This window comes from Mesorhizobium sp. M0296, assembly GCF_040321675.1.
Classification (GTDB): Bacteria; Pseudomonadota; Alphaproteobacteria; order Rhizobiales; family Rhizobiaceae; genus Mesorhizobium.
This window is the reverse complement of record NZ_JAMYRZ010000012.1, coordinates 30,141-42,006: the sequence shown is the minus strand read 5'-3', so window position 1 is coordinate 42,006 and position 11,866 is coordinate 30,141. Positions and strand designations below refer to the sequence as shown.

The 11,866-nt window shown below is 63.9% G+C and carries 10 protein-coding genes; 8 read left to right on the top strand and 2 right to left on the bottom strand.

Going from position 1 to position 11,866, the window contains the following annotated elements:
* Positions 1-123: 123 nt before the first annotated feature.
* Complete coding sequence (gene speB, locus NKI97_RS13960; RefSeq protein ID WP_352449470.1) at positions 124-1,185, bottom strand: agmatinase; 1,062 nt, start codon at positions 1,183-1,185, stop codon at positions 124-126.
* A 183-nt stretch (positions 1,186-1,368) separates the two neighbouring features.
* Between speB and gcvA the strand changes: the two genes are divergently transcribed.
* The 8 genes from gcvA (at position 1,369) to NKI97_RS13920 (ending at position 10,421) form a co-directional block, all read left to right on the top strand.
* A complete protein-coding gene (gcvA, locus tag NKI97_RS13955) occupies positions 1,369-2,343 on the top strand; it encodes a transcriptional regulator GcvA (RefSeq protein WP_023676980.1) in 975 nt (324 codons plus the stop codon).
* A gap of 192 nt (positions 2,344-2,535) precedes the next feature.
* Entirely contained in the window at positions 2,536-3,840 is a 1,305-nt protein-coding gene (gene pncB / locus NKI97_RS13950; RefSeq protein ID WP_352449469.1) for a nicotinate phosphoribosyltransferase, read from the top strand.
* 163 nt (positions 3,841-4,003) lie between these two features.
* Entirely contained in the window at positions 4,004-5,443 is a 1,440-nt protein-coding gene (locus NKI97_RS13945) for a hypothetical protein (protein WP_352834693.1), read from the top strand.
* Positions 5,444-5,605: 162 nt separating this feature from the next.
* Positions 5,606-6,910: an ABC transporter substrate-binding protein gene (locus NKI97_RS13940; protein WP_352449467.1), complete on the top strand. Its 1,305-nt coding sequence runs from the start codon at positions 5,606-5,608 to the stop codon at positions 6,908-6,910.
* 233 nt (positions 6,911-7,143) lie between these two features.
* Positions 7,144-8,025, top strand: a complete 882-nt coding sequence (locus tag NKI97_RS13935; protein WP_352449466.1) for a branched-chain amino acid ABC transporter permease — start codon at positions 7,144-7,146, stop codon at positions 8,023-8,025.
* Entirely contained in the window at positions 8,022-8,984 is a 963-nt protein-coding gene (locus NKI97_RS13930; protein ID WP_352449465.1) for a branched-chain amino acid ABC transporter permease, read from the top strand. Before NKI97_RS13935 ends, NKI97_RS13930 begins: the two co-directional genes overlap by 4 nt.
* Positions 8,981-9,709, top strand: coding sequence for an ABC transporter ATP-binding protein (locus NKI97_RS13925; RefSeq protein ID WP_352449464.1), 729 nt, complete (start codon positions 8,981-8,983; stop codon positions 9,707-9,709). Before NKI97_RS13930 ends, NKI97_RS13925 begins: the two co-directional genes overlap by 4 nt.
* Positions 9,702-10,421: an ABC transporter ATP-binding protein gene (locus NKI97_RS13920; RefSeq protein ID WP_352449462.1), complete on the top strand. Its 720-nt coding sequence runs from the start codon at positions 9,702-9,704 to the stop codon at positions 10,419-10,421. The genes NKI97_RS13925 and NKI97_RS13920 overlap by 8 nt, the downstream gene beginning before the upstream one ends.
* Here NKI97_RS13920 and NKI97_RS13915 read toward each other — a convergent pair whose 3' ends face one another.
* Complete coding sequence (locus NKI97_RS13915) at positions 10,422-11,849, bottom strand: sodium:proton antiporter (RefSeq protein ID WP_352449461.1); 1,428 nt, start codon at positions 11,847-11,849, stop codon at positions 10,422-10,424.
* Positions 11,850-11,866: the final 17 nt, after the last annotated feature.

Below are 11,866 nucleotides of genomic sequence, written 5' to 3'. Positions count from 1 at the left end.
TCATTCCCCTGCTGGAAGCTTGTTTGTTTGAGTCCGGCCGCCGGCTCCAGCGCGGCGGCCGCCTTCTGGACCATGATCTTCTCCGAAAACCGGTTCCCACTTTCCGGATCATGGTCGAGCGTGTCAGCCCGCCTTGCCGGTGATTGCCGGGCTGAAGACCATCAGGCTGAGGATCTCGAACAGCACCTGCGCGCCGGCGTGCGCCGTGTTGGTGGTCGCGTCGTACTGCGGTGCCACCTCGACGACGTCGCCGCCGACGATGTTGAGTCCCTTCAGGCCGCGCAGCAGCTCGAGCACTTCGCGCGTCGTCAGTCCGCCGACTTCCGGTGTGCCGGTGCCCGGCGCGAAGGCCGGATCGATGCTGTCAATGTCGAAGGAGACATAGGTCGGGCCGTCGCCGACTATCCTGCGCGCCTTCTCGATAATGGCGGGAATGCCGAGGCCGGTCACCTCTTCGGCATGCACGACGGTCATGCCGGACTCATAGGTGAACTCCCACAGATATTCGGCCGAGCCGCGAATGCCGATCTGGATGGTGCGGCTCGGGTCGAGCACGCCGTCCAGCACCGCGTTGCGGAACGGCCCGCCATGGTGGAACTTGGTCATGTCGAACAGGCCGCTGGTATCGCAATGAGCGTCGATATGGATCATGCCCACCGGCGCCTTCTTGCCGACCGCCTTCAGGATCGGGTGGCTGATCGAATGGTCGCCGCCGACAGACAAGGGCAGGACGCCGGCGTCGACGATCTGGTTGGTGCGGCGTTCGATGTCGTCATGGCTGGTCTCCAGCCGGTAGCGGCTCTGGAACGGCACGTCGCCGATGTCGGCGACCTTCAGCTCATGCGTCGGTGCGCATTCCAGCACATGATTGTAGGGGCCGATGCGCTCGATGGCGCGCAACGCCCTTGGCCCGAAACGGGCGCCCGGCCGGTTGGTGACGCCCAGATCCATCGGCACACCGATCATCGCCACCTGCAGATCGCCGAAATCCGGATTGTCGGCGGCGATTTCACGATAGGGCGCCGCGAGGAAGGTCGGGATGCCGGAATAGGGCGCCAGTCGCGTGCCGGTCTTGGAGAAGATCTTGTCGGCGACACGCTGGAATTTCGGGTCGAACATTTCGCCGCCATGGCTCTCGCCGTATTTGCGGCGCAACGCTTCGAGCTTGCCGCGGTCGTAACCCATGTCGGTCCTCCATGGCTGGTGCGGCGCGCGGGCGGCGGCCTCGATAGCCGCAGCCGCCGGCTGCCTGCAGATTTCACGTCTTGATGCAATGCCTGGGCAAAGTGTCCCGTAGCTGCATTGAAAAATCAATTGATATTGTTAGCGTGTTATCTGTGAGAAAATCTCACAGAGCCTAGGGTCCAAATGGCCAAGCGTTTGCCACCGCTCAACCCGCTGCGCGCCTTCGAGGCGACGGCGCGCCACGCCTCGCTGAGCAAGGCGGCGGCTGAGCTCAACGTCACCCACGGCGCCATCAGCCATCAGATCAAGGCGCTCGAGCAATCGTTGGGTGTCAAGCTGTTCGAGCGTGCCGGTCAGCGGGTGAAGCTGACGCCGCACGGCGCCGAGTTGCTGCCGGCGGTGTCGACCGCCTTCGACGGCATTGCCGCCGCCACGCAGCGCATGACGAGACCGGCCAGCACCGGCGTTCTCTCTGTATCCTGCGTGCCGGCGCTACTGTTGCTGTGGATGATCCCGCGGCTGGGCAGCTTCACCTCGCAATATCCGGATATCAGGCTGACGCTGATCCCATCCAATGATGCCAAGGACGTCCGCGCACCGCACATCGATGTCTGCGTGCACTATGGTGACGGCAGCTGGACCGACTGCTGGATGCGCAAATGGTCGGGCCTCGAACTGTTCCCGGTGGTCAGCCCGACGCTGATCAACAACCGCCCGATCCGCACCGTCCGCGACCTCGCCGATCACGTCTTCCTGCATGGCGACGACGGCCGCGAATGGCATACCTGGCTGGCCGCCGCCGACGCGCTGGACCTCGAGCGCGGCCGTCGCCATCATCTCGGCGATGCGCGGATGGCGACCGAGGCCGCGGTTCACGGCCATGGCGTGGCGCTCGGCGATACGGTGACGGCAAGCGGACTGCTCGCCAGGGGCCTGCTTGTCGCCCCGTTCAGTCTTTCCGTGCCGGCCGTCGACGATTTCTACGTCGTCTGCCGCAACGAGATGCGGTCGGCGCCGATCGTGCAATTGTTCATCGACTGGCTGTTTGCCGAGAAAGAACAGGCCGACCGCCGCGCTGACGCACCGGTGGCAGGCCGCATCGGCATTCGCCGCAAGCGTCCGGCGCTCAAGGTGGTCGGCGCCAAGACCGCATCCTGAGGCGGAAACTGCCGTAGGCGCCGCTTGCAGCAGGGGCTTCTTTTTGTCGGGCCAGCCCGCAAAGCGGGAGGCGCGTTCAAAAATTCGATGCTAAGAGGCATTTGGAGCAATTCCAGGAAAAGTGCGCAGCGGTTTTCCGTCCGGAATTGCGCTAGACAAAAGCTAGAGCGAGCAACGAAGGCGCATTAAGCGATGGCAAAGACCGATATAGCGCGGCGCGTCTACAATCACACCTGGAAGCTCGACCCGATCGTCCGCAGCTTGCTCGACACCGATTTCTACAAGCTTCTGATGCTGCAGATGATCTGGGGCATGTATCCCAAGGTCGACGCCACCTTCTCGCTGATCAACCGCACCACGTCGGTCCGCCTTGCCGAGGAGATCGATGAGACGGAGCTGCGCGAGCAGCTCGACCATGCCCGCACCTTGCGCTTCTCTAAGAAAGAGATGATCTGGCTCGGCGGCAACACCTTCTATGGCCGCAAGCAGATATTCGAACCGGAATTCCTCGCCTGGCTGGAAAATTTCCGGCTGCCCGAATACGAGCTTTCCAAGCGCGACGGCCAATACGAACTCGCCTTCAGCGGTCCGTGGATGTACACGACGCTGTGGGAGATCCCGGCGCTGGCAATTATCAATGAACTTCGATCTCGCGCGGCCATGCGGGCGTTCGGGCCGTTCGCGCTCGACGTGCTCTATGCCCGCGCCAAGGCCAAGATGTGGGCCAAGACCGAGCGGCTGAAGGCGCTGCCCGGCATCCGCATCTCGGATTTCGGCACCCGCCGCCGTCATTCTTTCCTGTGGCAGCGCTGGTGCGTCGAAGCGTTGAAGGAGGGCATCGGCGAGGCCTTCACTGGCACCTCCAACGTGCTGCTCGCCATGGACAATGATCTCGAGGCGCTCGGCACCAATGCGCATGAACTGCCGATGGTGTTCGCCGCGCTCACCAATTCGGAAAAGGAATTGAAACAGTCGCCCTACAACGTGCTGCAGGACTGGCAGCGCTACTACGGCGGCAACCTGCTGATCGTACTGCCGGACACCTTCGGCACCGCGGCGTTCCTGCGCGATGCCCCGGACTGGGTCGCCGACTGGACCGGCTTCCGCCCCGACAGCGCGCCGCCGATCGAAGGCGGCGAGAAAATCATTTCCTGGTGGCGCGAAAAGGGCAAGGACCCCAAGCAGAAGCTGCTCATCTTCTCGGATGGGCTGGAGGTCGAGACCATCGAGGAAACCTACCGCCACTTCCGCGGCAAGGTGCGCATGTCCTTCGGCTGGGGCACCAACCTGACCAACGATTTCGAGGGCTGCGCGCCGACCGAGACCAACCGGCTAGACGCCATCTCGCTGGTCTGCAAGGTCACCGAAGCCAACGGCAGGCCGGCGGTCAAGCTTTCCGACAATCCGGCCAAGTCGACAGGCGACGAGAAAGAGATCTCGCGCTATTTGCGCATCTTCGGCCAGAAGGACCGCGTGGAGCAGTTGGTGAAGGTGTGAAGTAGGGGAACTCTTGCGTAGTATGAGTTCCTTCGCGCCCCCCTCTGTCCTGCCGGACATCTCCCCCGCGAGGGGGGAGATTGCGCCCTCATTGCTGCTTTCGCCAATTGCTGAAGTTGCAGAAGGAGAGCCGACCGCGGAACCGCCGATCTCCCCGCTTGAGATGTCCGGCAGGACAGAGGGGGGCGCTGTAGAGCGCTGCATTTCGGCAATCAGGCCCTTTCCCGGCCTCGTCGCTTCCTTGGCATTCCCATCCACGCCCGCCTTCGCCCACGCCTCCGACCGCGGCCACGTGCTGCTGCTTCCCACCGGCTACTACGTCGTCGGTGGCGCGCTCGCGGTTGCCGCCAGCTTCCTTGTCCTGGCTCTACTGCCGCCGGACTCCCTCGACCGCTGCTGGCGCAAACGCCTGCCGCTTTTCGCCTTCGCTGACGGCGCGCGGACTGCCGTCAGCCTGGTATCCTTTGCCGGCTTTGCAATCCTCACTGCCGCCGGCCTGTTCGGCAGCCGCGATCCGCTCTCCAATCCGCTGCCGTTGACCGTATGGACATTGCTCTGGGTTGGGCTGGCCCTGCTGCAAGGGCTCGGCGGCGATCTCTGGTCATGGCTCAATCCCTGGTACGGGCCGTGCCGCGTCGTCTCGCGCCTGTCCGGTAGAACGCAGCCGTATCTGCTCCCCCAACGGCTCGGCTATTGGCCGGCTTTCCTGCTGTTCTTCGCCTTCGCCTGGTTCGAGCTGATCGACCCTGCGCCCGACGATCCGGCGCGGCTGGCCTGGGCCGCCGGCCTCTACTGGCTGCTGAGCTTCGCCGCCATGCAGGTCTTCGGCTACCGCGACTGGACCCTGCGCGGTGAGTTCCTGACCGTGTTCTTTTCCATGGTGGCGCGCTTCGCCATCGTCGAACGTAGTGCAGACGGCCGGCTAAAACTCTGCTGGCCGGGCGCCAAGCTGCTCGCTGCCGCGCCGCTACCGCTCAGCGGCGTCGCTTTCCTGCTGCTTGCGCTGTCGTCGGTGTCCTTCGACGGCCTGTCGAAAACCTTCTTCTGGCTAGGCTGGTTCGGCATCAATCCGCTGGAATTTCCGGGACGCACCGCTTTGATCGGCATCGGCAGCTTCGGCCTTGTGCTGGCCTTTGCCGTGCTTGCGGCCGTGTTCGCGCTCGCCGTCTTTCTTGGCCAGAACCTTGCCGGCAGCAAGCATTCGCTCGGTCACGCCGCCGGGCTTTTGGTCTGGTCGATCGTACCGATCGCGCTCGCCTACCACTTCGCGCATTATCTGACGGCGCTGCTGGTCGACGGCCAATATGCGATTGCCGCTCTCTCCGACCCGTTTGCGCTGGGCTGGAACCTGTTCGGTACCGCCGACATGTCAATTGAAGCCGGCGTCGTCGCCGGTGCCGGTTCGGCGTGGTGGCTGTGGAACCTCCAGGCTGGCGTCATCATAGCCGGCCACATGCTTGCGGTGCTTGTCGCCCATGGCTTGGCCTGGAGGCTGCACGCCCTTCCGGCTCGCGCCGCGCTCAGCCAGTTCCCGCTCACCGTGCTGATGATCGCCTACACCGTCCTCGGCCTATGGCTGCTTGCGACGCCGAGCGCCGGATGAACGAGGTGTGCGATGCCCGTCAATCGAACCTTGGGGAAAGCTCGCTTGCCACGTCAGAGCTTTGGTGATTTAGTTTGTACACATGCAATTTTCGCCCCTCTTAACAAGAGTGGCCTGCCTGCTACAGCCATTGGTCAAAGCTCAAAAACAAGGGGAACTGCCGTGACTGACAAGAATGGGTTTTTCGATCTCTCCAGATACGCTCTCACCCGCCGCACGGCGCTGAAGGGCCTTGCCGTCGGCGCCGGTCTTGCCGTCGCGCCGGGTTTCGTGCGTTACAGCCAGGCGCAGAGCTCGGCGCCGATCAAGATCGGCTTCCAGTCGCACCGCACCGGCATCGGCGCCGCCTACGGCCGCTGGTACGAGAGGACCACTGCCGCCGCGGTCAAGGCGATCAACGAAGCCGGCGGCATCAACGGCCGGCCGGTCGAGGTGATCATCGAGGATGACGGCACCGATCCCGGCCGGGGCGCCGAAGTCGTCGGCAAGTTCGCCTCCCAGCACAAGACCGATATCGTCTACGGCACGCTGTTTTCGCATGTCGTCATCGGCTCGGCGCCGGCCGCCGGCGAGGCCAAGATGCCCTATTTCGTTGTCAGCGAAGGCCACCACGTCGCCTCGACCAAGTTGAACCGCTACGTCTTCCAGCCCGGCATCACCGATGTGAAGAGCCAGATTCAGTCGATGGCGCCGTGGATTGCCGCCAATGCCGGCAAGAAGGTGACGCAGATCTTCCCCGATTTCGCCTTCGGCTACGACCATCGCGACTACCTTCCGCCGGCCCTGAAGGCGCAAGGCGCCGAGGTTATCGCCCAGATCGCCATCCCCCCGACGGAATCCTCCTTCACCAAATATTTCCCGCAGATCCCCGCAGAGACCGAGGTGATCTACCACGTCATGGTCGGCCCGGCGGTGCTCACCTTCGTCAAGGAGCTCGGCGAGTTCTATGGCTCCAATCGGCCACAATTGTTCGGCTTCATCGATTCGCTCGAAGCTACCGACATCAACAGCCCCGGCCTCGAATTCCTCGACGGCAGCCATTTCTGGGAAGGTTCGCCGCGCTACGCGCAGCCCGATGATTCCCCCGCACAGAAGGCCTACCGCGCCGCCGTCGGCATCGACGACAACGGTGCTGCTGTCGGCGACCCCAAGGACGTCTCCACCGCCGCGCATATGTTCGGCTGCTGGGAAACGCTCTACGTCGTCAAGAAGGCGATGGAGGATGCCGGCTACAAGGGGCCGGAAGACCGCGCCAAGCTGGTCGAGGCGACCGAGGCGTTGACCGAGTTCGCCGAGGGGCCGGAGCATCCGCAGGGACCGAAAACGTTCAACGGCAAGATCCACCAGTGCTTTGGTATCCAGAACATCTCCAAGGTCGAAGGCGGCCGGCTGAATGTCGTCCACAAGACCAAGATCGAGGACGGCCTCTACGAGCCTGAGGGGGATTACACGACGCAGACGCTGTGAGCTTGGTTTCATTAAGCACAGTGCGCTTCGGCCCACCCCCCTCTGTCCTGCCGGACATCTCCCCCTCAAGGGAGGAGATTGGCAGTGCCTGCGAAGGCGGCCGCTTTCCGACCTCGACGATTGGCGAAAGCGGTGATGACAGCCAATCTCTCGCCTCGAGGGGGAGATGCCAAGTTTTGGCAAAGAGGGCAGGCCAGAGGGGGGTGCCTCGCGCATCCGCCGGTGCTTAGCCGATGCACTTCGGACCTCACCTGCTCCTCGCCGCTCTCGAAGGTCTCGTCACCTCCGCCGTGCTGGCGCTGACGGCGCTTGGCCTGTCGCTGGTGTTCGGCGTCATGCGCGTCGTCAATGTCGCGCATGGCGAGTTCTTCATGCTTGGCGCGGTGCTTGCCTGGGCGATCTCAACGGCGGTATCCGGCCATCCGGCGCTCGGCTTCCTGGCCGCCCTGGTGCTGGCGCCGCTGATCGTCGGCCTGATCGCGCTGCTCGCCGAACGGCTGGTGCTGCGCCGGCTCAACTACAATCCGGAAGCCACCATCGTCGCCACCATCGGCATGCTCTACATCATCCAGCAACTGGCGCTGACCTTCTACGGCCCGGAGGCGCGGCCGGTGGAGCCGCCGTTCAGCTACCGCATCCTCCTGCCGTGGTTCGGTTATTCCGGGTACAAGCTGTCGATCATCGCCGCGTCGGCGCTGCTGCTGGTCGCGACCTGGCTGGTGCTGACGCGCACGAAAATCGGCCTCGTCATGCGCGCCACGCAATATGACAGCGAGACGGCGCAGGCCTTCGGCATCCCGGTGACCAGAGTCTATGCCGGTGTTTTCGCGCTCGGCGCCATGCTGGCTGCTGTCGCCGCGGTGCTGATCGTGCCGATCAGCCAGGCTCACTATCTGATGGGGCAGGACCCGCTGTTGCTGTCGTTCATCGTCGTCATCATCGGCGGCCTCGGCTCGCTGCGCGGCACGGTCGTCGCCGCGGTGCTGATCGGCCTTTCCGACGGCATCATCTCGGTGTTCTTCTCACCGACGCTGGCCAAGATCATCGCCACCTTGCTCGTCGCCATGGTGCTGGTGTTCCGGCCGCAAGGCCTGTTCGGGACGACATCGCGATGAAGGATGCTTCGCCGGCAAAGCCATATGCGCTGCACCTCGGCGTCATCGCCCTGCTTTTCGGGCTTAGCTTCGTCCTGCCGGAATACCATCACGGCCTGCTCGCCCGCATCATGGTGCTGGCGGTCTTCGCCATGGGCTACAATCTGCTGTTCGGCTATGTCGGGCTGCTCAGCCTCGGCCATGCCATGTTCTTTTCAGCCGGGCTCTATGGCGCCGGCCTTGCCGTCATCCATCTCGGCTGGAGCGTGCCGGCCGCCTTCGCAGCCGGGCTTGCCTGCGGCGCGCTTCTCGCGCTGGTGATCGGGCTGCTGGCGCTGCGCACCTCCGGCGTCGCCTTCATGATCGTCACCATGATGTTCGCGCAGGTATTCTATCTGGTCATCCTCTATTTCGCTGCCTGGACCGGTGGCGACCAGGGCATGGTCGTGCCGCAGCCGATGCGTGTCCTTGTCCTGGGCAGCACGTCGCTCGACCTCACCAACCCGACCGTGCGCTATATGAGCGCGCTGGCACTGTTCTCGATCGTGCTGCTCATAAGCCTGGCGATAGTCCGCTCCGGCTACGGTCGCGTGCTGGTCGCCATCCGCGAGAACGAGGAGCGGACCAAGATGCTCGGCTATGACACGTTCTCCAGCAAGCTCGCCGCCGTCGTCATCTCAGGCAGCATCTGCGCGGCTTCCGGCGCCGCCTATGCGCTGCTGTTCGGCTATGTCGGCTCGAGCTTCGCTTCGGTGCAATATTCCATCCTGCCGCTGCTCTGGGTGCTGCTAGGCGGCGCCGCCACCACGCTCGGTCCGCTGATCGGCACGCTGTTCATGTATTATGTCATCGACGTCGCCAGCGGCTACACCTCGGCCTATCTGCTGATCGTCGGCATAGCGCTCATCCTGCTGGTGCTGTTCTTCCCGAGAGGCATTCTCGGCAGCATCCGCCAGCGCTGGCTCGGGTGGTTGCCATGATGCCGCTGCTCACCACCAAAGGCCTGTCGCGCAGTTTCGGCGGCTTGCGTGCCGTCGACGGCGTCGACTTCGCGCTGATACCGGGCGAGATTCGCGCCATCATCGGCCCCAACGGCGCCGGCAAGACCACCTTCGTCAGCCTGGTCAGCGGCCGCATCCAGCCCTCGTCGGGCACGATCATCTTTGACGGCGCCGATATCACCAGCCTGCCTGCCTACGCCAGGGTTCGCCTCGGCATCGCCTATACGTTCCAGATCACCAGCGTCTTTGCCAATCTCAGCGCCTACGACAATGTTGCCCTGCCGGTGCAGCGCACGCTGACCGACGGCCGCTCGAAGGGTGCTGTGCACACCGGCGTCATGGCCGCGCTCGAGCGTACCGGCCTTGCCGACCGCGCCGACATGCCGGCCGGGCAGCTGTCCTACGGTCACCAACGGTTGCTGGAAGTGGCTATGGGGCTGGCACTGAAGCCGCGGCTGCTGATCCTCGACGAACCGACGCAAGGGCTTGCCGACAGCGAGATCGATAATTTCATCGAGCTGGTGCGCGAGATCGCCGATAGCGCCACCGTGCTTTTGATCGAGCACAACATGCCGGTGGTCATGCGGCTCGCCGACCGCATCACCGTCTTCAACACCGGCAGGATCTTGGCTGAAGGCACGCCCGAGCAGATCCGCGCCAATGCCGCGGTGCAGGACGCCTATCTGGGGACGACCCATGGCTGAGGCCCAGTCCAAGGCACTGACGATCTCCGGGGTCGACTGCTTCTATGGCGAGGTCCAGGTGCTCTATGGCCTCGATCTTGTCTTGAACGAGGGCGAAGTGCTCTGCCTGTTCGGCCGCAACGGCGCCGGCAAGACGACGACGCTGAAGGCAATCATGGGCCTGGTGCCGGTAAGCTCAGGCTCGATCCGGCTCGAAGGGCGGGAATTGAGCGGCTTGCCGGCGCACGAGGTGCCCAAGGCCGGCGTCGCCTACGTGCCGCAGGGCCGGCGGCTGTTCGCCGAGATGACGGTGGCGGAAAACATCGAGATCGGCCTGATGGCCCGCAACAAGGGCAAGGCGACGCGCGAGAACGTGCTCGATCTCTTCCCGCTGTTGCGCCAGCGCCTCAGGCAGCGTTCCGGCACGCTGTCCGGCGGCGAGCAGCAGATGCTGGCCATGGCCCGCGCCCTGTGTCTGGAACCGCAGGTGCTCCTGCTCGACGAGCCGACCGAAGGGCTGATGCCGTCGATGATCGCCAAGATCCGCGAAACGGTGTCGAAGCTGCGCGCGCTTGGCGTGTCGACAATTCTTGTCGAGCAGCGCGTCGATGCCGTGCTGTCGGTAGCAGACCGCGTTTGTTTCATCGAAAACGGCCGCGACCGCGAGACGGTCGGCGTCGAGGAACTGCGTTCCGATCCCTCCACGGTCCGTCGCTATGTCGGCGTCGGATGATCAGGCAAAGAACAGCAAGCCGGCAAGCAGGAATGTCGGGATCAGCACCGCGCCCGACCACGCCATATAGCCAAAGAAGCTCGGCATCTTGATGCCGCGATGCCTGGCAATGGCATAGACCATGAAATTCGGCGCATTGCCGACATAGGTGTTGGCGCCCATGAACACCGCGCCGGCCGAGATCGCCGCCAGCGTCGAGGCGAACTCGGTCATCAGATGCTGCGCATCGCCGCCAGCCAGCTCGAAGAACACCAGATAGGTCGGCGCATTGTCGAGGAAGGACGACAGCGCTCCGGTCAGCCAGAAATAGGCAAGGTTGTCCGGCGCGCCGGTCGGCGAGCTGACCAGCAGCACCAACGGCGCCAGCGCGCCGTCGAGGCCGGCCCGCAATATGGCGACGACCGGCACGATGCAGATGAAGATGCTGGCGAACAGCTTCGCCACCTCGGCAATCGGCCCCCAGCTGAAGGCGTTTGCGCCGCGAAACTCCTTCGGCGAGACGACAAGCGAGGTGAAGGCCAGTATCAGGATGGCGGCGTCGCGCACCAGATTCTGCAGCTCGAGGCTGACGCCCTGAAAAGAGAAACTCACTCCCGGCTTCCAGGCAGCGGAAATCAGGATCGCGGCGATTACGCCGGCCAGCAGCGGGATGTTGGCCAGGCCGCGAATGCGCACCTTGCTGTCGGGCGTCGGATCCTTGATCTTCGGCGCGCCTTCCTCCCGGCGATGCATGATGATGTCGATCGCCAGGAAAACAGCCAGCACCACGCCGGCGACGAACAGCGTCTCGGGCAGCAGGTGAACTGTCGTCCAGAAGAAATCGACGCCGCGCAGAAAGCCGACGAACAGCGGCGGATCGCCCAGGGGCGTTAGCGACCCGCCGATGTTGGACACCAGGAAGATGAAAAAGATGACGACATGGGCGTTGAAGCGCCGGTTGTCGTTGGCGCGGATGAGCGGCCGGATCAGGATCATCGAGGCGCCGGTTGTGCCAATGATCGAGGCAAGCAGCGCCCCTCCCAGCAACAGCCCGGCATTGACCAGCGGCGTGCCGTGTATGTTGCCGGCAACGAAGATACCGCCCGAAATGGTGAACAGCGCAAACAGCAGGATGATGAACGACATGTATTCGGTGAGCAGCGCATGCAGCACCGCCTGCGTGGCGGACGGGATGCCGAAGGCGATGGCCAGCGGCCCGATCACCAACGCTGCCCAGAAGGCAGCGATCTTGCCGTAATGGTGCTCCCAAGCATGATGGAACAGCAGCGGGCCGGTCGCGATGCAAAGCAATAGCCCGGCAAACGGCAGCACCCACCAAAGCGACATGGCGGCGCCCGGCAATTCGTGCGCTTCGGCCGCGAGAACCGCTCCCGGAGAAAAGATTGCTGCAATAAGTGCAGCACTTGCCGTCAACGCCGCAAACCGCATGAAGCCCCTCAAAAGTC